This is a genomic window from Mesorhizobium sp. AD1-1 (genome assembly GCF_020164655.1).
GTDB lineage: Bacteria > Pseudomonadota > Alphaproteobacteria > Rhizobiales > Rhizobiaceae > Mesorhizobium > Mesorhizobium ciceri.
Window position 1 is genome coordinate 443,839 of the sequence record NZ_JAIUGP010000001.1, and the last position, 24,885, is coordinate 468,723.

General features: G+C 63.7%; 24 protein-coding genes. 7 read left to right on the forward strand and 17 right to left on the reverse strand.

The genetic code is table 11. From position 1 onward, the window contains the following. Nucleotides 1-41: 41 nt before the first annotated feature. From LB519_RS02040 to LB519_RS02050, 3 genes are all read right to left on the reverse strand, one after another. Entirely contained in the window at nucleotides 42-1,043 is a 1,002-nt protein-coding gene (locus LB519_RS02040; protein WP_224618503.1) for a serine hydrolase domain-containing protein, read from the reverse strand. A gap of 140 nt (nucleotides 1,044-1,183) precedes the next feature. Then, entirely contained in the window at nucleotides 1,184-1,921 is a 738-nt protein-coding gene (locus LB519_RS02045) for a class I SAM-dependent methyltransferase (RefSeq protein ID WP_224618504.1), read from the reverse strand. Then, nucleotides 1,918-3,903, reverse strand: coding sequence for a long-chain fatty acid--CoA ligase (locus LB519_RS02050; RefSeq protein WP_013527994.1), 1,986 nt, complete (start codon nucleotides 3,901-3,903; stop codon nucleotides 1,918-1,920). The genes LB519_RS02045 and LB519_RS02050 overlap by 4 nt, the downstream gene beginning before the upstream one ends. 453 nt (nucleotides 3,904-4,356) lie before the next feature. Here LB519_RS02050 and LB519_RS02055 point away from each other — a divergent pair, with 453 nt between their 5' ends. The 5 genes from LB519_RS02055 (at nucleotide 4,357) to LB519_RS02075 (ending at nucleotide 9,619) form a co-directional block, all read left to right on the forward strand. After that, nucleotides 4,357-5,949 carry an ABC transporter substrate-binding protein gene (locus tag LB519_RS02055; protein ID WP_013527993.1) on the forward strand — a complete coding sequence of 531 codons (1,593 nt, stop codon included), beginning with the start codon at nucleotides 4,357-4,359 and terminating at the stop codon, nucleotides 5,947-5,949. 50 nt (nucleotides 5,950-5,999) lie between these two features. After that, complete coding sequence (locus LB519_RS02060) at nucleotides 6,000-7,007, forward strand: ABC transporter permease subunit (protein ID WP_027161814.1); 1,008 nt, start codon at nucleotides 6,000-6,002, stop codon at nucleotides 7,005-7,007. 70 nt (nucleotides 7,008-7,077) lie between these two features. Beyond that, nucleotides 7,078-7,932 carry an ABC transporter permease subunit gene (locus LB519_RS02065; protein WP_224618710.1) on the forward strand — a complete coding sequence of 285 codons (855 nt, stop codon included), beginning with the start codon at nucleotides 7,078-7,080 and terminating at the stop codon, nucleotides 7,930-7,932. Between the two features lie 2 nt (nucleotides 7,933-7,934). After that, on the forward strand, nucleotides 7,935-8,789 hold the full coding sequence (locus LB519_RS02070; RefSeq protein ID WP_024503389.1) for an ABC transporter ATP-binding protein: 855 nt from the start codon (nucleotides 7,935-7,937) through the stop codon (nucleotides 8,787-8,789). Next, nucleotides 8,789-9,619 carry a dipeptide ABC transporter ATP-binding protein gene (locus LB519_RS02075; protein WP_013527989.1) on the forward strand — a complete coding sequence of 277 codons (831 nt, stop codon included), beginning with the start codon at nucleotides 8,789-8,791 and terminating at the stop codon, nucleotides 9,617-9,619. The genes LB519_RS02070 and LB519_RS02075 overlap by 1 nt, the downstream gene beginning before the upstream one ends. Before the next feature lie 85 nt (nucleotides 9,620-9,704). Here LB519_RS02075 and LB519_RS02080 read toward each other — a convergent pair whose 3' ends face one another. From LB519_RS02080 to LB519_RS02090, 3 genes are all read right to left on the reverse strand, one after another. Next, the gene (locus LB519_RS02080) at nucleotides 9,705-10,979 is read right to left on the reverse strand and encodes a cysteine desulfurase-like protein (RefSeq protein WP_224618505.1); all 1,275 of its coding nucleotides are present in this window, start codon (nucleotides 10,977-10,979) and stop codon (nucleotides 9,705-9,707) included. A gap of 49 nt (nucleotides 10,980-11,028) precedes the next feature. Then, on the reverse strand, nucleotides 11,029-11,703 hold the full coding sequence (locus tag LB519_RS02085) for an amino acid ABC transporter permease (RefSeq protein ID WP_013527987.1): 675 nt from the start codon (nucleotides 11,701-11,703) through the stop codon (nucleotides 11,029-11,031). 151 nt (nucleotides 11,704-11,854) lie between these two features. Further along, complete coding sequence (locus LB519_RS02090; protein WP_064995753.1) at nucleotides 11,855-12,652, reverse strand: ABC transporter substrate-binding protein; 798 nt, start codon at nucleotides 12,650-12,652, stop codon at nucleotides 11,855-11,857. A 229-nt stretch (nucleotides 12,653-12,881) separates the two neighbouring features. Here LB519_RS02090 and LB519_RS02095 point away from each other — a divergent pair, with 229 nt between their 5' ends. After that, nucleotides 12,882-13,085: a hypothetical protein gene (locus tag LB519_RS02095; protein ID WP_224618506.1), complete on the forward strand. Its 204-nt coding sequence runs from the start codon at nucleotides 12,882-12,884 to the stop codon at nucleotides 13,083-13,085. 71 nt (nucleotides 13,086-13,156) lie between these two features. Then, entirely contained in the window at nucleotides 13,157-14,248 is a 1,092-nt protein-coding gene (locus tag LB519_RS02100) for an LLM class flavin-dependent oxidoreductase (RefSeq protein WP_024503393.1), read from the forward strand. A gap of 34 nt (nucleotides 14,249-14,282) precedes the next feature. Here LB519_RS02100 and LB519_RS02105 read toward each other — a convergent pair whose 3' ends face one another. The 11 genes from LB519_RS02105 to LB519_RS02155 form a co-directional block, all read right to left on the reverse strand. Beyond that, nucleotides 14,283-14,678, reverse strand: a complete 396-nt coding sequence (locus tag LB519_RS02105) for a RidA family protein (RefSeq protein ID WP_013527982.1) — start codon at nucleotides 14,676-14,678, stop codon at nucleotides 14,283-14,285. A gap of 77 nt (nucleotides 14,679-14,755) precedes the next feature. Continuing rightward, nucleotides 14,756-15,904, reverse strand: coding sequence for an acyl-CoA dehydrogenase family protein (locus LB519_RS02110; RefSeq protein WP_224618507.1), 1,149 nt, complete (start codon nucleotides 15,902-15,904; stop codon nucleotides 14,756-14,758). Between the two features lie 75 nt (nucleotides 15,905-15,979). Further along, complete coding sequence (locus LB519_RS02115) at nucleotides 15,980-16,792, reverse strand: enoyl-CoA hydratase family protein (RefSeq protein WP_224618509.1); 813 nt, start codon at nucleotides 16,790-16,792, stop codon at nucleotides 15,980-15,982. Further along, the gene (locus LB519_RS02120; RefSeq protein WP_013527979.1) at nucleotides 16,789-17,259 is read right to left on the reverse strand and encodes a MarR family winged helix-turn-helix transcriptional regulator; all 471 of its coding nucleotides are present in this window, start codon (nucleotides 17,257-17,259) and stop codon (nucleotides 16,789-16,791) included. Before LB519_RS02120 ends, LB519_RS02115 begins: the two co-directional genes overlap by 4 nt. After that, nucleotides 17,253-18,026 carry an SDR family NAD(P)-dependent oxidoreductase gene (locus tag LB519_RS02125; RefSeq protein ID WP_224618511.1) on the reverse strand — a complete coding sequence of 258 codons (774 nt, stop codon included), beginning with the start codon at nucleotides 18,024-18,026 and terminating at the stop codon, nucleotides 17,253-17,255. The genes LB519_RS02120 and LB519_RS02125 overlap by 7 nt, the downstream gene beginning before the upstream one ends. Then, nucleotides 18,023-20,317, reverse strand: a complete 2,295-nt coding sequence (locus LB519_RS02130) for a bifunctional salicylyl-CoA 5-hydroxylase/oxidoreductase (RefSeq protein WP_224618513.1) — start codon at nucleotides 20,315-20,317, stop codon at nucleotides 18,023-18,025. The genes LB519_RS02125 and LB519_RS02130 overlap by 4 nt, the downstream gene beginning before the upstream one ends. Nucleotides 20,318-20,457: 140 nt before the next feature. Further along, the gene (locus tag LB519_RS02135; RefSeq protein ID WP_024503399.1) at nucleotides 20,458-21,057 is read right to left on the reverse strand and encodes a VOC family protein; all 600 of its coding nucleotides are present in this window, start codon (nucleotides 21,055-21,057) and stop codon (nucleotides 20,458-20,460) included. Nucleotides 21,058-21,135: 78 nt separating this feature from the next. After that, nucleotides 21,136-21,972 (reverse strand): ATP-binding cassette domain-containing protein, encoded by an 837-nt coding sequence (locus LB519_RS02140; protein WP_224618515.1) that lies wholly within the window; start codon nucleotides 21,970-21,972, stop codon nucleotides 21,136-21,138. Further along, nucleotides 21,965-22,846, reverse strand: a complete 882-nt coding sequence (locus LB519_RS02145) for an ABC transporter ATP-binding protein (protein ID WP_224618517.1) — start codon at nucleotides 22,844-22,846, stop codon at nucleotides 21,965-21,967. The genes LB519_RS02140 and LB519_RS02145 overlap by 8 nt, the downstream gene beginning before the upstream one ends. Next, the gene (locus LB519_RS02150) at nucleotides 22,843-23,691 is read right to left on the reverse strand and encodes an ABC transporter permease (protein ID WP_013527973.1); all 849 of its coding nucleotides are present in this window, start codon (nucleotides 23,689-23,691) and stop codon (nucleotides 22,843-22,845) included. The genes LB519_RS02145 and LB519_RS02150 overlap by 4 nt, the downstream gene beginning before the upstream one ends. Continuing rightward, nucleotides 23,684-24,691 (reverse strand): ABC transporter permease, encoded by a 1,008-nt coding sequence (locus LB519_RS02155; RefSeq protein ID WP_013527972.1) that lies wholly within the window; start codon nucleotides 24,689-24,691, stop codon nucleotides 23,684-23,686. The genes LB519_RS02150 and LB519_RS02155 overlap by 8 nt, the downstream gene beginning before the upstream one ends. Nucleotides 24,692-24,885: the final 194 nt, after the last annotated feature.

Consider the following 24,885-nt stretch of genomic DNA (forward strand, 5'->3'; position numbering starts at 1 on the left):
GAGAATAGGTGGACTTTCGACATTGAAACTGGCGATCCAAGTCACCGGTGTCGGTCTGGCATTGCCGCGAGGACAAGGCGGAGAATATCTCCCATTCGAGCATGACTTATGCCGTGATCGACTCTTGCCGATCTGTGCACGATGACGAGATCAAGCGTTGGAACAACGACAATGTACTGTCCACCGAAGCCGCTCGCATAGAACATCGGCGCATGGACGCTGATGCTGTCGCCGGGCGCATTGGCCGCTGCCGTCCACCAAAGGTAGCCGTAGCCCCTACCTCCTCCAATGTCCGACTGTGGGCGAGTACTTTCCCGAACCCAGCTCTCAGGGACAAGCTGGCGCCCTCCCCAGCGACCACCGTGAAGGTAGAGCAGGCCGACGCGCGCGAGGTCGCGGGCGGTCATGCTGAGCTTGTAGACAGGATGTAGGGATTCCCGGCCCCCGAGATAGTGACCGTCCTCTCGTTCGAAGTCCTGCATTCCGAGAGGACCTGCGACTCGCGTGGCAAGCGCCTCGAATACGGTCTGGCCTGTTTGACGCTCCAGAACCGTACCGAGCACGTTGAAATCCCAGTTGTTGTAGAACCAGCGCGAGCCGGGTGCGTGGCTGCCGCGTTCTGGTCGCCCATGGTCCGTATTGTAGACCGAGGGCAGATAGACGCCTGATCGGGCTCCCAGGAGGTCCGCGACTGTGGCTTGCTGCTCAACTTGTGTGAGCGGTTGGAAATCATCGATATGCAGTTCTGCGAGCGTCGCGTTCAGATCTATCCTGCCTTCCGCAATGTAGATGCCGTAGAGGACGTTGATCAGGCTTTTCCGGACGGAAGCCACGCTCGACTTCTGAGCTACGTCACCCCACTGAAAAACGACGCTTCCGCCGGCGATGATCATCAGAGCTGTTGAGCGACCGTCCGCCAAATCGTGGGCAAGAGCGGCGAGGCGCCGGGTGGACCAGCCGAGGCTTGCCGCCGATACTTCGGCCCACTCTATCTCCGGAAAAATCTGGTCACTCCTAGCAAAAGGTGCTTGGTCTCCTGCCATTTCTCCTCCGAATCGTCGCCCTTGACCGGATTTTACATTGGGAGAACAAGTTCGAACACAGCACACCTGCCATAAGAAAGGTGGGCGTGCGCAGAGGGTCCAACCCAGTCATCGAGAGCGATCGGGCTTTGCTTCCTCCGCTAGCGCTCTTCCGCCTCAAACGAAAAGACCCCGCTCGGCTTGGTCGCAGCCCCCTTCGCGTCGCCGAAATCCGGCACCTTGTATTCGGCGAGCAATCGCAGCTGGGACAGCGGCAGGTCGTTGCGGCGGGGATCTCCGACCAGCACCTCGATGCCGGCCGCCAGGCAGCGGTCGAGGAACGGGATAACCCGCAGAGCAACCTCAGGGCCGTAGAACACGTCGCCGGCAAGCACGAGCTCGACCGCCGGCGGGGGACCCGTGGTAATGTCCTTGTCGACAATGGCGATCTCGACGCCGTTGGCCGCGGCGTTGAGGCCGATCGCGGCAACGCCGTTACGGTCGATCTCGGCGGCGATCACTTCGCGCGAACCTGCCTTGGCTGCGGCGATGCCGACAAGGCCGGAGCCGGCACCAAGGTCGAGCACGCGGCGACCGGCTACCGTTTGCGGATGATCCAGTATATGGCGCGCAAGCACCGCGCCGCCGGCCCACACATAAGCCCAGTAAGGCGGCTGCGGCTCAGGTCCATTGTTGTCCGCCTCGATCGTGTCGTCATCGTCGTCAGCGCTTTGGTGCGTATCGGTAAGCCGTCTCAGGCCACTGGCCGGGTGCGGTGTAAAAAGCTGGATCTCAGGCACCGACGGCACCGGGGCGAGGCGCATGTTCGTCCTGATGAACTCTGCCGGGTCAGGACGGCAAGGTGCATCTACGGCATCCGCGCCGCCGGCTGCAATCATTCGCGCAGCGCTCGCCGCAGGATCTTGCCGACCGGCGTCTTCGGCAGTTCGGTGCGGAATTCGATGTATCTGGGCCGCTTGTAGCCCGTCAGGTTCTCGCGGCAAAAGGCGGTCAGTGCCTCGGCGGTCAGCGCCGGATCCTTCCTGACCACGAACAGTTTCGGCACCTCGCCCGAATGCTCGTCCGGCACGCCGATCGCCGCCACTTCGAGCACACCCGGATGCATCGCCACGACTTCCTCGAGCTCGTTGGGATAGACGTTGAAGCCCGAGACCAGGATCATGTCCTTCTTGCGGTCGACGATCTTGGTGTAGCCGCGCTCGTCCATGAAGCCCATGTCGCCGGATTTGAAGTAGCCGTCCTTGGTCATCACCTTGGCGGTCTCATCCGGCCGGTTCCAGTAGCCCGCCATCACTTGCGGCCCCCGGATGCAGACTTCGCCGACCTCGCCGAGCGGCAAATTGTTGCCGTCTTCGTCGCGGATGGCGATCTCCGTCGAGGGCAGCGGCAAGCCGATGGTGCCGGTGAAGTCGCCGGCGGTGAACTTGTTGGCGGTGGCCACCGGCGAGGTTTCCGAGAGGCCGTAGCCTTCGGTGACCGAACATCCGGTCAGCGCCTTCCAGCGTTCGGCGACGCCCTTCTGCACCGCCATGCCGCCGCCCAGCGTCAGCACCAGCGGCTTGAAGTCGAGCTTGCGGAAATCCTCATTGTTGAGCAGCGCGTTGAACAGCGTGTTGAGGCCGGGAAAGATGTGCACCGGATATTTCTGCAATTCCTTGACGAAGCCTGGGATGTCGCGCGGATTGGGAATGAGCACATTGCGGGCGCCCTGCTGCATGCCCATCAGCGCGTTCACCGTCAGCGCGAAGATATGATAGAGCGGCAGCGCGCAGATGAAGTTGGGGTGCGCGGGTTTCGGCTTGATCGTGTAGGCGTCCTCCATCCACTGCGCGTTCTGCGCGACGTTGGCGAGCACGTTGCTGTGCAGCAGCGTGGCGCCCTTCGAGACGCCCGTGGTGCCGCCCGTATATTGCAGGAAGGCGACATCGTCGGCTTCCACCTTGGCCGGCCTGAAGCCCAAACCGGCGCCGGCCTTCATGGCGGCATTGAACTTGACATGGCCGGGCAGCGACCATGCCGGCACCATTTTCTTCACGCGGCGCACGACGAAATTGACGATCGTGCCCTTCAGCCCGCCGAGCATGTCGCCCATCGCGGCGACCACCACATGCTTGACTGCGGTCCTGGCGATCACCGCCTGCAAGGTGTTGGCGAAGTTCTCCAGGATGACGATGGCTTGCGCCCCGGAATCCTTCAGCTGGTGTTCGAGCTCGCGCGGCGTGTAGAGCGGATTGATGTTCACCACCACATAACCCGCTCGCAAGATCGCCATCATCGCCACCGGATATTGCAGCACGTTGGGCATCATCAGCGCGACGCGCGCGCCTTTCTGCAGGCCCTTCGATTGCAGGTAGGCGCCGAAGGCCGCCGACAGCCGCTCGACATCGGTGTAGCTGATGGACTTGTCCATGCAGGTGAAGGCCGGCTGCGCGGAAAACTGCTTGCAGGCGGCGACGAGGAAATCGCCGATCGAGCTGTAGGGCAGGGCGCCGATCTCCGCCTGCACGTTTTTCGGATAGCTCTTGAGCCACGGCTTTTCCGGCAAGCCGGCGGCCAGCGCCGTCAGCGCTTTCGGCAATCGGTTGGCGGTGGCGTCGGCCGGCTTTGCCGCCGCGGCCTTCGAGGCCGGCCTGGCAGCGGGCTTTGCCGCACCCGCTTTACGCCCCGGCGCCGTCTTTCCGGCCGCAGCCTTGGCCGGGGCTTTCGCCGCCGGCTTTGTGCTTGCCCTTACAGGTGCCGCGGCCGCCTTCGGCTTGGCGGCTTTGGCAACGGGTGCTTTCGGCTTGGCAGTACCGGCTGCTTTCGACGGCGCCTTGGCTCCCGCTTTCACCGGCGCCGTCGTCCTTGATGCTTTTGCCAACCGTTCCTCCCTGGACAAGTCTTGTTCATCCGTGCCGCACTCGCCCCTGAATTGGCAAGGGCGCCCTCCGCTGCGGCCGCTACACCCTATGTATTGCCTCCCTTGGTGAGCGTGCAAGTCTTGCCCTTGCGGCAACGCGGCGAAAGATTTGCCGTCGAAAGTCTTTGCCGCCGCCAGCGCTCCAGGCGGTGTCCTGACGCATCCCACGGCCGCTCGGAAGCGCCGGGAACATTTATATCGTCAGCCTGGCGATCAATAAAAAAATTCGGCTGTTAATAATCTCGTGAACGGAAGAAACGGCTAATTTTTTCTGCAATTTGGCAAAGTTGCGGATTTTTTTCCTGCTTCCCGCGGGGTAAGCAAACGGGGTGTTCCAAAGCCGGAAAAACGGTGCTTATATGCGCGCTTCGCGAGCCTGATAGAGGGGCTTGGAAGAACATCAGGGAGTGCTCAATGAATAAGAAGCTGACTTTTGCAGCCGCGTTGCTGGCTGCAAGCGTCCTGGGCGGCATGGCCAATGCGAAAACTCTGGTCTACTGCGCGGAAGCTTCGCCGGAAGGTTTCGATCCGGCGCCGTATACCGCAGGCCAGACGTTCGACGCGTCCTCGCGCACCGTCTTCAACCGCCTCGTCGAATTCGATCACGGCAAGACGACGACCTCGCCGGGCCTGGCCGAAAGCTGGACGATCTCCGACGATGGCAAGGAATATGTCTTCAAGCTGCGCAAGGGCGTCAAGTTCGCCGCCACCGACTATTTCACCCCGACGCGCGACTTCAACGCCGACGATGTGGTGTTCTCGTTCGAACGTCAGGTCGACAAGAACGGTCCCTGGTTCCAGTACATTCCGGGCATTGCCTACCAGTATTACAATGACCAGTTCGGCGACAACATCACCAAGGTCGAGAAGGTCGATGACCTGACGGTGAAGTTCACCCTCAAGGAGCCGGCGATCACCTTCATTCCGACGCTGGGCATGGATTTTGCGTCCGTCGTTTCCAAGGAATATGCCGACAAGCTGCAGGCCGACAAGACGCCTGAGCTGTTCAACCAGAAGCCGATCGGCACTGGCCCGTTCATCTTCGTCGACTACCAGACCGACGCCGCCATCCGCTACAAGGCCAACCCGGACTATTGGGGCGGCAAGCAGAAGATCGACGATCTGGTCTTCGCCATCACCACCGATCCGGCCGTGCGCGCACAGAAGCTCAAGGCCGGCGAATGCAACATCATGTCGTACCCGGCACCGGCCGACATCGCCGGCCTGCAGGCCGATGCGAACCTGAAGGTCGAGGAGCAGGAAGGCCTCAATGTCGGCGCGCTGATGTACAACACCCAGCAGAAGCCGTTCGACGACGTGCGCGTGCGCAAGGCGCTCAACATGGCCATCAACAAGAAGGCCATCATCGACGCGGTCTTCCAGGGTGCCGGCCAGGTGGCGGTCAACCCGATCCCGCCGACCATGTGGTCCTACAACAAGGAAGTGAAGGACGATCCGTACGATCCGGATGCAGCCAAGAAGCTGCTTGAAGAGGCCGGCGTCAAGGACCTCAAGATGAACGTCTGGGCCATGCCGGTGTCGCGCCCCTACATGCCGAACGCGCGCCGCACCGCCGAATTGATCCAGGCGGACTTCGCCAAGGTCGGCGTCACCGTCGAGATCGTCAGCTACGATTGGGGTGAATACCTCAAGCGCGCTTCCGCGGTCGATCACGACGGCGCCGTCATCGTCGGCTGGACCGGCGACAATGGCGATCCGGACAACTTCCTCGGCGTGCTCCTGAGCTGCGCTTCCGTCGGTTCGAACAACCGCGCGGAATGGTGCAACAAGGACTTCGATGCGCTCATCAACAAGGCCAAGACCGTTTCGGACCAGGCCGAGCGCACCAAGCTCTATGAACAGGCACAGGTCATCTTCAAGGAACAGGCACCCTGGGCGACGCTCGCTCACTCCAAGGTGTTCATGCCGATGCAGAAGACCGTCACCGGCTTTGCGATGGATCCGCTCGGTATCCACCGCTTCGACGGCGTCGATATCGCCGAATAAGGTTGCGAAACGGGGGCGCCACCATGTGGTGACGCCCCCACTCGCCCGCCATGCTGCGTTATATCCTCGGCAAGCTCGCCCTCATCATCCCGACCTTCATCGGGATAACCATCCTCGCCTTTGGCTTCGTGCGCATCCTGCCCGGTGATCCGGTGCTGGTGCTTGCGGGCGAACGCGGCCTGTCGCCCGAACGCCACACGGCGCTCATGCACCAGTTCGGTTTCGACCTGCCGATCTGGCAACAATATCTGACCTATCTGACCAACATCCTCAGCGGTGATTTCGGCACCTCGTTTTCCACCAAGACGCCGGTGCTCAAGGATTTCCTGGTGCGCTTCCCGGCAACGGTCGAGCTCGCCATCTTCGCCATGATCTTTGCCATTGTCCTAGGTGTCGCCGCCGGCATCTTCGCCGCCATCCGCCGCGGCTCCTGGTTCGACCAATTGACCATGGGCACGGCGCTGGCCGGCTATTCCATGCCGATCTTCTGGTGGGGTCTGCTGCTGATCATCGTGTTCTCCGGCATGCTGCACTGGACGCCGGTTTCAGGCCGCATCGACCTCCTCTACTTCTTCAAGCCGGTGACCGGCTTCATGACCATCGATTCCCTGATCTCGGGCCAGAAGGGCGCCTTCCGTTCGGCGCTGTCGCACCTGATCTTGCCGACCATCGTGCTCGGCACCATTCCGCTCGCCGTCATCGCGAGGCAGACGCGCTCGGCGATGCTCGAGGTGCTGGGTGAGGACTATGTCCGCACCGCGCGCGCCAAGGGCCTGGCGCCGCGTAGGGTCATCGGCCTGCACGCCTTCCGCAACGCGCTGATCCCGGTCGTCACCACCATCGGCTTGCAGGTCGGCACGCTGTTGACCGGCGCCATCCTGACCGAGAGCATCTTCTCCTGGCCCGGCATCGGCAAATGGATGATCGACGCCATTTCCAAGCGCGACTATTTCACCGTGCAGGGCGGGTTGCTTTTGATCGCGCTGATCGTCATGTCGGTGAACCTCATCGTCGACGTGCTCTACGCCGTCATCAACCCACGCATCCGGGCCAACTGACATGAGCAATGAAGGCCCCGCCACCATCGAAGCCGCGACCGTCGTCAAGCCGCAGGACGCCAGGTTGCAGATGTTCGGCGAGTTCTGGCATTACTTCTCCGTCAACAAGGGCGCGGTGATCGGGCTCTTCGTCTTCGCGCTGCTGATCCTGATCGCCATTTTCGCGCCGCTGCTGGCGCCGCATTCGCCGGACGATCAGTTCCGCGACTTCTTCCTGACGCCGCCGGCCTGGCAGGAGGGCGGCAATGCGCAGTTCCTGCTCGGCACCGACGCCGTCGGCCGCGATATGCTGTCGCGCCTGATCTACGGCTCGCGTTTCTCGCTCGCCATCGGCTTCGTCGTTGTCACGTCAGCGCTGATTTCAGGCGTCATCCTCGGCCTGCTCGCCGGCTACTGCCGCGGCTGGGTCGACACGCTGATCATGCGCATCATGGACATCATCCTGGCCTTCCCGTCGCTGCTCTTGGCCCTGGTGCTGGTCGCGGTGCTTGGCCCCGGCCTCGTCAACGCCATGATCGCCATCGCCTTCGTGCTGCAGCCGCATTTCGCCCGGCTCACCCGCGCCGCCGTGATGGCCGAAAAGACCCGCGAATATGTCGTCTCGGCCAAGGTCGCCGGCGCCAGCCATCTCAGGCTGATGCTGGTCACCATCCTGCCAAACTGCATCGCGCCGTTGATCGTGCAGGCGACGCTGTCCTTCTCCAACGCCATCCTCGAGGCGGCGGCCCTTGGCTTCCTCGGCATGGGCGCGCAGCCGCCGACGCCGGAATGGGGCACCATGCTGGCCGAAGCGCGCGAGTTCATCCTGCGCGCCTGGTGGGTGGTGACCTTCCCCGGCCTCGCCATCCTGATCACCGTCTTTGCCATCAACCTGATCGGCGACGGCCTGCGCGACGCGCTCGACCCCAAGCTGAAGAGGTCGTGAGCATGCCTCTGCTCGAGATCAAGAACCTCACCGTTTCCTTCGACACCGCGGCCGGACCGTTCATGGCCGTGCAAGGTATCGACCTGTCGATCGAGCCGCGCGAAGTGCTGGCGATCGTCGGCGAGTCCGGCTCCGGCAAGTCGGTGTCGATGCTGGCGGTGATGGGGCTGTTGCCCAACACGGCAACCGTCAAGGCCGACCGCATGGCCTTCGACGGCGTCGATCTGCTGAAGCTCAGCCCGTCCGAACGGCGCAAGATCGTCGGCAAGGACATCTCGATGATCTTCCAGGAGCCGATCGCCAGCCTCAATCCGTGCTTCACCGTCGGGTTCCAGATCGAGGAGGTGTTGCGCTTCCACATGGGCATGGACCGCGCCCAGCGCCGGGCGCGTGCCATCGAACTGATGAAGCTGGTCGGCATCGCCGACCCTGAAGAGCGGCTGAGTTCGTTCCCGCACCAGATGTCGGGCGGCCAGTGCCAGCGCGTCATGATCGCCATCGCCATTGCCTGCAATCCGAAACTGCTGATCGCCGACGAGCCGACCACGGCGCTCGACGTCACCATCCAGAAGCAGATCCTCGATCTGCTGGTTTCGCTGCAGGCCAAATACGGCATGGGCCTGATCATGATCACCCACAATATGGGCGTGGTGGCCGAGACCGCCGACCGCGTCATCGTCCAGTACAAGGGCCGCAAGATGGAAGAGGCCGACGTGCTGTCGCTGTTTGAATCGCCAAAGAGCAATTACACGCGGGCGCTGTTGTCGGCCTTGCCGGAGAACGCCGTCGGCGACCGGCTTCCGACCGTTTCCGACATGATGTTCGAGCCGGCGCCTTCTGCTGCGGGAGCCACCTGATGAGCACCACGGTTCTCGAAGGCAAGAACATCGTCCGCGACTACCACATCGGCGGCGGCCTGTTCACCGGGCCGCGTACCGTGCACGCGGTCAAGGGCGTCTCGTTCAAGGTCGACAAGGGCAAGACGCTGGCCATTGTCGGCGAAAGCGGCTGCGGCAAGTCAACGCTTGCCCGCATCATCACGCTGATCGATCCGGCGACATCGGGCGAATTGTTCATCGACGGCAACAAGGTCGACATCGCCAAGGGCGGATTGACCAAGGAGATGCGCCGCAAGGTGCAGATCGTCTTCCAGAACCCCTACGGATCGCTCAATCCGCGCCAGAAGATCGGCGACGTGCTGGGCGAGCCGCTTTTGATCAACACCGACAAGCCGGCGTCCGAGCGGCGCGACCTTGCGATGAAGATGTTGAAGAAGGTTGGCCTCGGCCACGAGCACTACAATCGCTATCCGCATATGTTTTCCGGCGGCCAGCGTCAGCGCATCGCCATTGCCCGCGCGCTGATGCTGAACCCGAGCCTGCTGGTGCTCGACGAGCCGGTCTCGGCGCTCGATCTGTCGGTGCAGGCGCAGGTGCTCAACCTGCTTGCCGACCTGCAGGATGAGTTCCAGCTGACCTATGTCTTCATCAGCCACGATCTGTCCGTGGTGCGTTACATCGCCGACGATGTGATGGTGATGTATTTCGGCGAGGCGGTGGAATACGGCTCGCGCGACGAGGTCTTTGCCGATCCCAAGCACAGCTACACCCGGACGCTGTTCGCGGCGACACCGCGCGCCGACGTCGCGTCGATCAAGGCGAGGCTGGCGAAGAAGAAAGCGGCTTAACGTCTCTTCGTCATCCTCGGGTCTGCACTGCGTCGCTACGCTCCCTTGTTCCGCCCATGGATGACGACGCTGGAGAGGCCGCCTCTCACGACAGCTTGGCGATGATGGCGCGCAGCGCCTCGCCGAAGCGCCGGACTTCCTCGACCGTGTTGTAGTGGACCAGCGAGGCACGGATGGCGCCGCTGTCCATCGAGAGGTTGAGACGCTTCATCAGCCGTGGCGCGTACATGTGGCCGTCGCGGATGCCGATCTGCATCTCGGCCATTTCCTCGACGACCCGCTGCGGCGATAGTTTGCCGATGTTGAAGCAGAAGGTCGGCACGCGCTCGGTGATGCGGGCCTCGTCGGCGACGCCGTAGATGGTTGCCCCGCAACCTTTCAGCACGGCCAGCATCTCACGCGCCAGCACCAGCTCGTAGTCGCGGATGGCGCCCATGCCGGCAACGATGTTGTCGCGCCGCGAACGGTTGTTGGACGGCGCCAGATTGCGGCCTATCAGTTCCAGGTATTGCACGGCGGCATCCATGCCGGAGACGTTCTCGTAGATGAAGGTGCCGGCCTCGACCTTGTAGGGCGGCTCGTCGGGGATGAAATCCTCGCGGAAGGTCGGCAGCCGCTTCAGCGTCTCGAAACGGCCCCACAGGAAGCCCATATGCGGCGAGAAATTCTTGTAGCCGGAGCAGACGAGATAGTCGCAGTCCCAGGCCTGCACGTCGATCAGTCCATGCGGCCCGTAATGCACGCAGTCGAGGAACACTTCGGCGCCGGCCGCATGCGCGATCTCAGCCACCGAAGCGACATCGACGATCGAGCCGATCGAGTGCGCCGTGACCGTGCAGGCGATCAGGCGGGTGCGGTCCGAAACCAGCGGACGCAGATCGTCGACATGCAGATTGCCGTCCTCACGCATCCGCCACCATTTGAATTTCGCACCGGCCGATTCCAGCGCCAGCCAAGTCGCGATGTTGGCGTCATGGTCCATGTCGGTGACGACGATCTCGTCGCGCTCTTGCAGCATCTGGCCGATGCCGAGGCTGACCAGGCGGATGAACGAGGTGGCATTCATGCCGAAGCAGATTTCCGCCGGGCTGTAGGCGTTGATGAGCAGAGCGACGCTTGTCCGCGCATCGGCGACCGATTGGTCGACGGTGACGCTGCGGCCATAGCGGCCGCCACGCTGCACATTGTGCGAAACCAGATGATTGGTCACCGCGTCGAGCACGCTCTGCGGGATCTGCGCGCCGGCGGCGTTGTCCAAAAAGATGAAATCGCCGGCCCGCTGCAAGGCTGGAAACATGGCGCGGATGGTGTCGACGGGGAACGCGGTGGCATTCGCATTGTCGGTTTGATGCTTATTCACGGGTAGGCTCCTGCGGAGGGCTTGGACGGGGTGGGATCGGTTGGCGAGGTCAGCGCTTCTTTTCGGTCTTGAAGCGCTCTTCAAGCAGGCTGACGAGGCGGACCATCGGCCAGAGGAAGATGAGATAGACAAGGGCGGCGCCGATCAGCGGCGATGGGTTGGCGTAGAGCGACTGCGCGTTGGTCGCTTCCTTCAAGAGTTCCGGCAGCGCCACGGTGGAGGCGAGCGAGGTGTCCTTGAACATCGAGACGCAGTTGCTGGTCATCGGCGGGATGACGACGCGGATCGCTTGCGGCAGCACCACCTTGCGCAAGGTCAGGAGGAACGGCAGGCCAAGCGCCTGCGACGCCTCGAACTGGCCACGCGGAATGCTCTCGATGCCGGAGCGGAACACCTCGGCCGAGTAGGCCGACATGATGAAGGCGAAGGCTGTCACCGCCGATGCCCAGGACGACAGGCGTATGCCGAGGAAGGGCAGCGCATAGTAGATCAGGATCAGCACGACCAGCACCGGCAGGGCGCGGAAGATGTCGGTGTAGCCGACCGCGAGCCAGCGCAACGGCTTCGGCGCATAGAGCCGCACCAGGCTGATCCCCAGGCCGATGGGGATGCCGATGCCGATGCTCAAAATGCCGAGCAGCAGCGTGTTCAGGAAGCCGCGCAGCAGCGCCGGCAGGCTGGACATTATGACGTCGGGGTTGAAGAAGGTGTCGATCAGCGACATGGGAGCGTTCCCGAACCCCAGAGCAAAGAATGCTCACGTTAAACTCGATGGGCCCGCCGAGGGCAGGAGATCTGCGGCAGAAGCCGGCGGCCAGGCGTGAAAGAATCGTGCCGGCCTGGAAAGCCGGCACGATGTTACCGCAGCCTTCAGCTCAGGCCTTCGGCAGCGGCATTTCCTTCATGGTCGAAGAGTCGGCGGGCGCGTCGCTGCCGAACCACTTCTTGTGGATCGCGGCCAGCGTGCCGTCCTTCTTCATCGCGCTCAGCGCATCGTTCAGCTTGCCGAGCAGCGGGTGGTCCTTGGTCATCATCAGGCCGTATTGCTCACCGGTCTTGATGCGCTCCTTGACCACCAGGTCCTTCATCTTGGTGAAGGAATATTCCATGCCCGGAATGTCGCTGACTGCCGCATCGACGCGGCCGGCGCTGAGGTCGAGCAGCAGGTTCTGCTGCGTGTCGTAGCCCTTCACGTCGCTGAAGCCGTCGGCTTCCTGATGCGCCTTGACCCAGGTTTCGCCGGTCGAACCGGACAGCACGCCGATGATCTTGCCCTTGAGGTCGGCCTCGGCCTTGATCGGGCTGTCGGCCTTGGTGGCGATGCCCATATCGGAATCATAATAGGGCTGCGTGAACGACTGTGACTTCAGCCGCTCCGCCGTGATGGTGATCGACGAGATGGCGACGTCGATGCGCTTCGAGGTGGTGGCGGCAAACAGCGCCTGGAAACCGAGATCGGCGATGTCGGTGGTCATGCCGATGCGCTTGGCGGCTTCGTTGACGATGTCGACCTCGAAGCCTTCGAAAGTGCCGCTCTCGTTCTTGAATTCGAAGGGCGGGTTGGTCGGGTAGGCGCCGACATTGAGCATGTCGGCGGCATAAGCGGTGGCGGGGCCGGCGGCGATGCCGATGGCGGCGGCGAGAAGAAGCAGTTTGCGACGCGTGAAGCTCATTTGTGTTCCCTCTGTTGTTGATCGGGCGGGTTGCTCCCGCACGGTTATTTGCCGCCCCGCTTCACGCAGGGCGTCAATTCATGGCAGCGACCATGCGGTCACGGTTGGCGATGTTGTGTGTTGCAGACCGCGAATCCGCGCGCACGTCATCGAAGGCAGGGCGCGTGTTGGATGATGACTGGGGCAGTATGAACGACAAGAACTGAGACTCCCACCCGGAGCACCCACGATGGCTGGCCGGCACGATGGACTGGTCTGCTCGATGGACTGGCCGGCAAGCCCGTCCGGCACGGCAAACGCCATCGACTCCGGAATGCTTATCCAAAGTGCGGCGCTTTTCAAGGCGAAAGTTTTAAGCTTAAAAAGCTGCGATGTCCGTTGCGTGGTGGACACGGTGCGGCCCGCTGGAACCGATACCCGCGAGCGATGGTGACGCCAAGCTATTTCAGGCTTGAAATATTTCTGCGCGGGCCTAGCGTGCGATCTTCGCCGGGAGGCAGCGACGTGAACAAACCACACCCTTTGCACGGCCCGAACAGACTGAAGCTTGGCGTCTTTTCGACCAATGCCGATGGCGGGCTTGCCATCACCGATGTGCCGGAGCGCTGGGCGGCGAGCTGGCAGGACAATGTGACCGCAGCCCAGATCGCCGACCGCGCCGGGCTGGAGTTCATGCTGCCGATCGCGCGTTGGCGCGGCTTCGGCGGCCGCAACAAGGTGCGCGAATGGTCGTTCGAGACCTTCACCTGGGCGGCGGCACTCGCCATGGCCACCGAGCAGATCGGCCTGTTCATGACCGTGCATGTGCCGCTGGTGCATCCGCTCTATGCCGCCAAGGCGCTGGCGACGGTCGACCACATCAGCCAGGGACGCGCGGGCTTGAACATCGTCTGCGGCTGGAACCCGAAGGAATTCGGCATGTTCGGCACGCCGCTGGTCGAGAAGGGCTATGACCAGGCGGCGGAATGGATCGAGATCCTGGAAAAGCTTTATGCCTCGGCCGAACCGCTCGATTACGAAGGCACTTATTATCGCCTCAAGGAGGCTGTCAGCCGGCCGGCCAGTCTGCAGGTTCCGCGCCCCGTGACCATGAACGCCGCCTTCGGCGGGCCGGGCCGCGATTTCGCTGCCGCCCGGTGCGATTATCTGTTCACGACATTTTCGGAAATGAGCGATGCCGGCAAGCATGTCGCCGACATCAGCGAGCGGGCCGATAAGGCAGGCCGCGATGTCGGCGTCTACACCGTGGCGCATGTCGTCTGCCGCCCGACGATGGAAGAGGCGCAGGCCTACTACACGCGCTACGCCGTCGATATGGCCGACCATGACGCCGTCGATGCCCACATGGCCGGCAAGAAGGAATTCTCGCAATCGCACGACCCGCACGCCTATGACCGCTACCGGCAGCGTTTCGCCGGCGGCGCCGGCACCTACCCGCTGATCGGAACGCCGGAAACGATCGCCGCCGACATGGTCGCCATTGCCGGGCACGGCTATCAGGGCATCGCGCTGTCCTTCGTCAACTACACGCAGGAGCTGCCCTATTTCTGCGATCACGTGCTGCCGATTTTGCGGCAGGCGGGACTGCGCGAATAATTTATTCTGCGCGGACAGTTATTCCGGTGATTAGTTATTCCGGAATAACTGCCGTAGCCTGGATCTCCACTTTGGCGCGATCCTCGACCAGCGCCACCACCTGCATGGCGGCCATCGCCGGAAAATGCCGGCCGATGACCTCGCGATAGGCCTCGCCGATACCCCTGAGATTGGCAAGGTATTCGGCCTTGTCGGTGAAGTACCAGGTCATCGAGGTGATGTGCTGCGGCCCCGCGCCGGCTTCCGCCAACACCGCGACGATGTTCTGAAGCGTTTGCCGCACCTGGCCGACGAAGTCGTCGGTTTCGAACTGGCATTGGCCGTTCCAGCCGACCTGTCCGCCAACGAAGACGAGCCGACCGCGCGCCGCGACGCCGTTGGCGTAGCCGACAGGTTTGGCCCAGCCTTCCGGCTGCAAAATCTGGTGCATTTCAGTCTCCCGATTCGTCAAAACTCGGTTCGCAATATCCATTGTCAAAACAGTCTGGTCCGTGGGCGCGACCTGCTTCAGGCCGCGCCCATCACTTGCCGCGCAATCACCACTTTCTGCACGTCGGAGGCACCCTCATAGATGCGCAGCGCGCGGATCTCGCGATACAGGCTTTCGACGATGTGGCCTTTGCGGACGCCGTCGCCGCCGTGCAGCTGCACGGCCTTGTCGATCACCTCTTGCGCCCTGTCGGTGGCAAACAACTTGGCCATCGCCGCCTCGCGGGTGACGCGGGGCGCACCCATGTCCTTGGTCCAGGCGGCGCGGTAGACCAGCAGCGCCGCCGCATCGACATCGAGCGCCATGTCGGCGATGTGCCCCTGCACCATTTGCAATTCGGCCATCGGCGCGCCGAATAGTTTGCGCTCGGCCACGCGTTTGATGCTTTCATCCAGTGCACGGCGGGCAAAGCCGAGTGCCGCCGCACCGACGGTCGAGCGGAACACATCGAGCACCGACATGGCGATGCGGAAGCCGTCGCCTGGCTTGCCGATCAGTGCGGTGGCCGGCAGGCGGACCCGCTCGAAAGACAGCCGCGCCAGCGGATGCGGCGCGATCACTTCGAGCCGTTCGGCGATGCCAAGGCCCTTGGCGTCGCCAGGCACGAGGAAAGCGGAAAGTCCCTTGGCGCCCGGCGCCTCGCCGGTGCGGGCAAAGACGACATAGAGGTCGGCGATGCCGCCATTGGAGATCCAGGTTTTTTCGCCTGTAAGAACGTAGCTGTCGCCGTCGCGGGTCGCCGTCATTTCCGTGTTGGCGACATCTGATCCCGAGCGCGGCTCCGACAGGGCGAAGGCTGATATCGCCTTGCCGGCGCGCGTCTTCGAAAGCCATTGCTGCTGCTCCACCGTGCCGAACAGGCTGAGCGCGCCGGTGCCCAGCCCCTGCATGGCGAAGGCGAAATCGGCCAACCCGTCATGGCGGGCGAGCGTCTCGCGCGTGATGCACAAAGTGCGCACGTCGAGCGGGCCCGGATTGTCGGTGTCGAGCGCCGTAGGCTTCAGCCAGCCATCTCGGCCGAGCTTGCTGACCAGCTCGCGGCAGGCGGCGTCGACATCATGGTGATCGACTGGGAGGTTGGTCGTGCACCATGCCTCGAGGTGCTCGGCGAGGTGGCGATGGCGGTCTTCGAAGAACGGCCAGGAGAGGAAGGAACGATCAGGCATTGGTGGCCCCGCTATTGAGGCCTTGCGCACTACGGCGCCCCCCTCCCGCCAACGTCTCCACGCAAAGCATCATCCTCAATCCCCCTCGAACACCGGCTTTTCCTTGGCCACGAACGCCTTGTAGGCGCGTTCGAAGTCGCGGGTCTGCATGCAGATCGCTTGCGCCTGCGCTTCCGCCTCGATCGCCTGGTCGAGGCCCATCGACCATTCCTGGTTGAGCTGGGTCTTGGTGATGCCGTGCGCGAAGGTCGGGCCGGAGACGATGCGCGCCGCCATGTCGAGCGCGTCGGCCTCCAGCGATGCGGCATCGACCAGCCGGTTGTAGAAACCCCAGCGTTCGCCTTCATCAGCGGTCATGGTGCGGCCGGTGTAGAGCAGCTCGGCGGCGCGGCCCTGGCCGATGATGCGCGGCAGGATCGCGCAGGCGCCCATATCGCAGCCGGCGAGGCCGACGCGGGTGAACAGGAACGCGGTCTTGGCTTCCGGCGTGGCGATGCGGATGTCGGAGCTCATCGCAATGATGGCGCCGGCGCCGACCGCGACGCCGTCGACCGCCGCAATGATCGGCTTGCCGCAATTCAGCATCGCCTTGACGAAATCGCCGGTCATGCGGGTGAAGGCCAGGAGCTCCTTCATGTCCATCTTGACCAGCGGGCCGATAATGTCGTGGACATCGCCGCCGGAGCAGAAATTGCCGCCATTGGAAAGGAACACCACGGCGTCGACATCGTCGGCATAGACGAGGTCGCGGAACGTGTCGCGAAGCTCGGCATAGCTGTCGAAGGTCAGCGGGTTCTTGCGCTCCGGCCGGTCGAGCCGGACCTTGGCGATCCTGCCCTCGACCTCCCAGTGGAAATGCTTCGGCTTGCGCCCGGCCATTGCGGTCATTCGCGTCCCTCCCAGTTGCTGCGGAACGAGGTCAGCATGCCGGTCAGCCGGCGCGCGTCGTCCTCGCTGACCTTGCCCAGCAATTCGCCGATCCAGCCTTCATGCGCCGCGGCAATGGCGGCAAAGGCCTGCGTCCCTTCCTCGGTCAGCCGCACCATCGAGGTGCGGCGGTCGCCATTGCGCCGCGCGCGGGCGACAAGTCCTTCCGAAACCAGCCGGTCGACGATGCCCGTGACATTGCCGTTAGAGACCAGCAGGAAACGCGACAGGTCGCTCATCAGCATGCCTTCCGGCGCGCGATAAAGCGCTGCCATCACGTCGAAGCGCGGCAGCGTGGTGTTGAAGTCCTTCTTCAGCCGCTCGCGCAGCTCGGCCTCGATCGTGCGCGAGGCACGCAGCAGCCTGATCCACAGACGCAAGCGGTCCTTGCCGGGTCCCGACGGCGCGGGCAGGGGGCCGGCTACCATGTTTCGCCTCCTGAGATGGAAATCGCCTGTCCGGTGATCGATTGGGCGGCGTCGCCGCACAGCCACAGCACGGCGGCGGCGACCTCATCCGGCTGGATGAAGCGGCCTTGCGGGTTGGTCGAGGCGAGGCTTGACCGCGCTTGCTCGACCGAGCGGCCGGTCTTCTCGATGATGCGCTGGATGGACTCTTCCAGCATTTCGGTTTCCACAAAGCCTGGGCACACCGCGTTGACGGTGATGCCGGATTTCACTGTTTCGGCGGCAAGCGCCCGCATCAGGCCGATGACGCCATGCTTGGCGGCGACGTAAGACGCGACATAGGCGTAGCCTTTCAGGCCGGCGGTCGAGGCGATGAAAACAATTCGTCCCGTTTTCCGCGCGGCCATGCCGCTCAGCGCCGGCTTCACCGTCAGGAAGGCGCCGGTCAGATTGACGTCGAGCGTCCGCTGCCAGTCGCTGAGCGCGGTTTTGTGCGCCGGCGCGCTGCCGGCCATGCCGGCATTGGCGACGACGATGTCGAAGGCCCCACGCGCGGCTTGCGCCCTCTCGTAGAGCGCCGCCATTGCCGCCTCGTCGGTGACATCGGCGGCGATGCCAGAGATGCGGTCGTTTTCGCCGGCCACCTTGGCGAGCTCTGCTTCCCGGCGGCCGCAGATGGTGACGCCGATGCCGGCAGCAGCCAGCGCCAGCGCGATGGCCCGCCCGACGCCGGAGCCGCCGCCAGTGACCAGCGCATGCTTGCCGGGTATCGTCGCGGCGGCCGTCATACTTTCAGCCCCGCTGCGGCGTCGCGCTCGGCCAGACGGTAGAGCTGGTCGCGTCCGGGCAGATAGGGATCAGGCCATTTGACACCACGGTCGCCGAGCATGACGGCGGCATGCAGCGTCCAGTAGGGATCGGCAAGATGCGGCCGTGCCAGCGCGACGAGGTCGGCGCGGCCGGCCATCAGGATGGAATTGACATGGTCGGGTTCGTAGATGTTGCCGACCGCCATCGTCGCCATGCCGACCTCGTTGCGGATGCGGTCGGAAAACGGCGTCTGGAACATGCGGCCATAGACCGGCTTTGCCAGCGCCGAAGTCTGGCCGGCCGAGACATCGCAGATGTCGACGCCGGCCTCATGCAGCAGCCGCGCGATCTCGACCGCGTCGGCCGGCGTCACGCCCTCGATGCCGACCCAGTCATTGGCCGAAATGCGCATCGAGATCGGCTTCTCCGCCGGCCAGGCGGCGCGCACCGCGCGGAAGATTTCGAGGGGATAGCGCATGCGATTGTCCAGCGAACCGCCATATTCATCCGTGCGCCGGTTGGTGACCGGCGTGATGAAGGACGACAAGAGATAGCCATGCGCGGCGTGGATTTCGAGCATGTCGAAGCCGCAGCGATCGGCCATCTCGGCCGAAGCGACGAATTCGTCGCGCACGCGGTCCATGTCGGCGCGGTTCATCGCCTTCGGAACCTGATTCTGCGGCGACCACGCAACGGCCGAAGCCGCCATCACCGGCCAGTTGCCTGAGACCAACGGCACGTCAGTGCCCTCCCAGCCGAGCCGGGTCGAGCCCTTGGCGCCGGAGTGGCCGATCTGGGCGCAGATCTTGGCCTCGGTCTCGGTGTGGACGAAATCGACCAGCCGCTTCCACGCCACCTCATGCTCGGGCGCGTAGAAGCCGGGACAGCCGGGCGTGATGCGCCCTTCCGGGCTGACGCAGGTCATCTCGATATAGATGAGGCCGGCGCCGCCCTTGGCGCGCTCGGCGTAGTGGGTGAAATGCCAGTCGGTCGGACAGCCGTCGACAGCCTTGTACTGCGCCATCGGCGAAACGACGACGCGGTTCTGCAGCCTCATGTCGCGCAGCTTGAACGGCGCGAACATCGGCGCGCGGCGCAGGCTGTTGCCGCCGGCGCCCGCCTGGCGCTGGAACCATTCTTCCGCGCTTTCAAGCCATTCGGCATCGCGCAGTCGCAGATTCTCGTGGCTGATGCGCTGCGAGCGGGTCAAAAGCGAATAGTTGAACTGCACCGGATCGAGGCCGAGATAGCGCTCGACCTCCTCGAACCATTCCAGCGAATTGCGCGCCGCCGATTGCAGCTTCAGCACCTCGGTGCGGCGGGCATCCTCATATCTGCGGAAGGCGGCATCCAGGTCCGGCTCGGTTTCGACATATTCGGCCAGCGCCACAGCACTTTCCAGTGCCAGCTTGGTGCCGGAGCCGATCGAGAAATGCGCCGATGCCGCTGCATCGCCCATCAGCGCGAGATTCTTGTAAGACCAGCGCTCGCACAGCACGCGCGGGAAATTGATCCAGGCCGAACCGCGGATATGGTTGGCATTCGTCATCAAGGCGTGGCCGCCGAGATGTTTTTCGAAGATCCGCTCACAAACGGCGATCGATTCCTGCTGCGACATCGCACCGAAGCCGAAGGCAGCCCAGGTCTGCTCGCTGCACTCGACGATGAAGGTCGCGGTGTCGCTGTCGAACTGGTAGGCGTGGGCCCACACCCAGCCATGCTCGGTTTTCTCGAAGATGAAGGTGAAGGCGTCGTCGAATTTCTGGTTGGTGCCGAGCCAGACGAACTTGCATTTGCGGGTGTCGATGTCGGGCTTGAAGATGTCGACGAAACTGTTGCGCGCCCTGGAGTTCAGGCCGTCGGCAGCGACGACCAGATCATGCGTCTCCATGTAAGACTTGGGATCGGCGATGTCGGTCTCGAACATCAGCTTGACGCCGAGTTCACGCGCCCGGCGCTGCAGCAGGACCAGCAGCCGCTTGCGGCCGATGCCGCAGAAGCCGTGTCCTGACGAGACCGTGCGCACGCCGTCATGGATGACTGCGATGTCGTCCCAGTAGGCAAAGTGCTTCTTGATCCAGACGGCGCTGACCGGATCGTTTTTCGACAGATTGTCGAGCGTTTCGGCCGACAGCACGACGCCCCAGCCGAACGTGTCGTCGGCGCGGTTGCGCTCGAACACCGTCACATCGTGGGCGGCGTCCCTCAGTTTCATCGAAATGGCAAAGTAGAGGCCGGCTGGTCCGCCGCCGAGAACCGCAACCTTCATCTGTGCGATCTCCTCTTCGCTTGCTGGAGTTCAGTATCGCGCCGGCGACAAAATATTTCAAGCTTAAAGTTTTATATCAGAATGGTCGTCCTGACATGGCGAAAGCGCGCCTGCGTGTCATCACGCAAGCGCGCTGCCGATCACTTTTCCGGGTTCTTCGGGCTCCACAGCACCGTCTCGGCGCCCTTCTCATAGGCCATGCCATCGGGATAGCTGATCGCTTCCAGTTGCAGCCCCCACGGCGCCTGGAAATAGAGGATGGTCTGGCCGGCGGCGGGTCCTTCCTTGACCGGCAGCGGCCCCATCCGCGTCTTGACGCCCTTGCCTTCGAGATAGGCTTTGGCAGCGGCGACGTCGTCGACATAGAAGGCGATGTGGAAGCCGCCAATGTCGCTGTTCTTCGGCGTCAGGTCCTTCTGGTCCGGTGCTGTGTATTTGAACAGCTCGATGTTCGAGCCGTAGCCACAACGCACCATGGTGACCTCTTCGATCACCGCCTTCGGATCGACGCCCAGGAGATCCTGCATGAAGGTGCCCTTGTCGTCGGCGAACGGGCCGAACGACATCGCCTTCTTGCAGCCGACCACTTCGGTGAAGAAGTCGACCGCCTGCTTCATGTCGGGAACCGTGATCCCGGTGTGGTCGTGGCCGCGCATGCCCGGGATCGAATCCGCCGAGGCCATGCCGGCGCTGCCGAGCATTGCGGCGGCGAGCGTTGCAATTGCGATTGTGGTCTTCATGTCAGTCCTCTCCATTTGGCGGGACTTGGGTCTTTGTGGTCGCACGTCCGAGGCCCGCTCGTCGGCGTGCGTATGCATTCATGTCGGCGCCTTGGCGGCGGAAGGAATGTCCAGCCAGCTCGCATCGATCTCGGGCAGCGGAATGGCTGCGATGAGATCGCGCGTGTAGGCCCGCTGCGGCTTCTCGAACAAGGCGTCGGTGGCGCTCGCTTCGACGATCGCGCCTTCGCGCATGACGATCACTTGCCGGCACAGCCGCCGGATGACAGACAGATCGTGGCTGATGAAAGCGACGGTCAGCCCCATCTCCGCGGCAAGCTCCTCCAGCAGGGTCAGGATCTGCGCCTGCGTCGACACGTCGAGTCCGGAGACGATCTCGTCGGCGAGCACGAATTTTGGCGACAGTGCCAGCGCACGCGCAATGCCGACGCGCTGGCGCTGGCCGCCCGACAGTTCGTGCCGATAGCGGCTGGCGAAACTTTGCGGCAGGCCGACACGCCGCAGCGCCTCGGCGACGCGCGCCTTCAGGTTGTCGCCAAGACCATTCTGCTTCAAAGGCGCGGCGATAATGCTGGCAATGGTGCGGCGCGGGTTGAGCGACGACATCGGATCTTGAAAAATCATCTGCAGATTGCGCCGCAGCGGCCGCAGCTCCGCTTCCGGCAGATTGGTGATGTCGCGGCCGTCGAAGTTGATGCTGCCGGCGCTTGGCTCCAGCAGGCGCACCAGCGCGCGGCCGAGCGTCGACTTGCCCGAACCGGATTCGCCGACAATGCCGGTCACCGAGCCCCGCGGCAGGTCGAAGTCCAGGCCCTTCAGGATTTCGGTCAATGGCGCGCGGCCGATCAGTGGCTTGCGCGTCATGTCGGGCAGCGCGACCTTCAGCCCGCGCACGGAGAACAACGGTTCAACCATGCGACCGCCTCCAGGCTTGGTCGGCGGCAGCGATCTCCGAAGCAAGTCCGGCCAGCACCGCCTCGTCCACCGGTCTTAGCGAGGCGAAAGGATCGGTGTAGCGTGGCGTCGCCGCGATCAGCGCCCGTGTGTAGGGGTGCTGCGGCGCGGCGAAGAGCGCTGCGGTCTCGGCCTCCTCCACCACCTTGCCGGCATAGAGCACCGAGACCCTCTGGCTGATCTTGGCGACGACGCCGAGATCATGGGTGACGAACAGGATCGCCGTGCCATGCTCGCGCTGCAACGCAGCGATCAGCCGCAGGATCTGCTTCTGCACGGTGACGTCGAGCGCTGTGGTCGGCTCGTCGGCGACGATCAGCCTTGGCTCGGCGGCGAAGGCGGCAGCGATCAGCACGCGCTGGCGCATGCCGCCGGACAGTTCGTGCGGATAGCTTTTGAGCACGCGGTCGGGGTCGCGGATCTGCACCTCGTCCAGCAACTGGCGAATGCGGTTATCGGCCTTCTCGCCACTCCAGCCGAGGATGCGCACCAGCCGGTCGGTCATCTGCGAGCCGATGCGGCGTGACGGGTTGAGAGCGGTCAGCGGGTCCTGCGGGATCAGCGCCGTGCATGCCCCGATCAGCGTGCGCCGTGCCTTGGGCGGCAACTTGCCGAGGTCTTCGCCCTCAAGCAACATATCGCCTTCGACGATGCGCACGCTCGACGGCAGCACACCAAGCACAGCCTTGCCGATCATCGTCTTGCCGGCGCCGCTTTCGCCGACCAACGCGCGGACCTCGCCGGGTTGGACGGAGAGCGACACCGAACGCAGCACGCGCTGGCCGTTGGGCAGCACGGCGCTCAGATTGGCGATGTCAAGGCAGACCGCGCTCATCGCAGCACCGGGTCGAAGCGCGTCTTCAACGCCTCGCCGAACTGGCTGAACGACAGCACGGTGAGGATGAGCGTGATCAGCGGGAACACCAGCACCCACCAGGCCTGATGGATCGACAGCCGGCCCTCGGCGATGATGCCGCCCCAGGTCGGGTCGTCGGTCGAGATCGACAGATTGACGAAGGACAGGATCGCCTCGACGATGACGGCTATGCCCATTTCCAGCGACAGCAGCGCCACGATTGACGGCACCACATTGGGCAGCACTTCGCGCAGCATGATGCCGATGCGGCCATAGCCGGCGATGCGGGCATTCTCGACATAGTCCATGCGCGACTGGCCCATCGTCTCGGCACGGATCACCCGGCAGAAGCGCGTCCAGTCGATGATGGCGATGGCGAGGATGACGGAGCTCAAGCCCGTGCCGAGCACCGCAACCAAAAGGATGGCGAACAGCACCGGCGGAAACGCCATCCAGACATCGACGATGCGCGAGATGATGCGGTCGGCCCAGCCGCCGAAATAGCCGGCTATGAGCCCCAGCATCGAGCCGACCAGGCAGGCGGCGATGGCCGCGGCAAAAGCGACGATGAAGGCGATGCGGCCGCCGAAGATCAGTCGCGACAACAGATCGCGGCCGAGGCTGTCGGTGCCGAGCCAATAGCCAGGTTCGGCGCCGGCCATCCAGAACGGCGGCAACCGTTCCAGCATCAAATCCTGCGCCAGCGGATCCTGCGGCGCGACCAGCGGCGCGAAGATTGCCGCCAGAAGCGCCAGCAGCAGCCAACCGCCGGCAAGCCACAGACGCGGCGACACAGCTCGTCTTTGAGCGCGGCCCTCATCCATGGCGCAGCCTTGGATTGAGCAGCGCGTACATCATGTCGACGCTGAGGTTGATCAGCACGAACAGCAGCGCGAAGACCAGCACGATGCCCTGAATCAGCGGCAGGTCGCGGTTGATGACGGCGTCGATCGCCATGTTGCCGAGGCCTTCATAGGAAAACAGCCGTTCGACGATGACGGTGCCGCCGATGAGGAAGGTGAACTGCACGCCGACCAGCGTCAGCGTCGGCAGCGCGGCATTCTTCAGCGCTTCGCGCAGGATGACCTGTGTTTCCGAGAATCCCTTGACCCGCGCCAGCACGACGTAGTCGAGGTCGAGCACTTCCTTCAGCGACTGTTTCAGCAGCTGCGAGATGATCGCCGCCAGCGGCAGCGCCAGCGCCACGGCCGGCATCAACATGTGTTTCAGCAGATCCCAGGTCAGGTCGAGGCGCAGACGAAGCAAGCTCTCGAACAGATAAAACTGGGTGACGAAGGGCAGGTCGAGTTGCGGCGACACCCGGCCGGAAATGTCGAAGATCGGCACCAGCACCCCGAACAGCAGGATCAGCACCAGGCCCCACAGGAAGTCGGGAATGGAAAGCGCCGCGCCGCTGGCGATGTCGATGCCGGCCTCGACCGCCGTGCCGCGTTCGCGCGCGCCGATGATTGCCGTCGTGCCGCCGAGTGCCACCGCCATCACAAGCGCGACGATGGCAAGCTCCAGCGTCGCTGGCAGCCGGTTGAAGACGAGACCCAGCACATCCTGCCTGAGCGAAATCGAGGTGCCGAAATCGCCCCTGGCGACGCCTGACAGCCAGATGAAGAATTGCTGCACGATGGTCTTGTCGAGGCCGTAGAGCGCTCGCAGCCGGGCAATGTCGGCATCCGTAGCACCAGGCGGCAGCATCATGGCGATCGGATCGCCGGGCGCGACGCGGATCACGACAAAGACGACGACGGCCACGCCGAACAGCGTGATCAGCATCGTCAGCAGACGGATCAGGAATCTTTGCAGGAGCATTCTGGCGTAGGCCTAATGCGTTTCAGTGACTGATGGAACGAAGACCCCTCATCCGGCCGCTTCGCGGCCACCTTCTCCCCGAGGGGAGAAGAGGTCGCCGACGGCTGAGCCGGTCTCTTCTCTCCAGCGGGGAGAAGGTGGCCCGAAGGGCCGGATGAGGGGGCCTGCGCAAGTTGGGAGAAGGCATGCCGGCT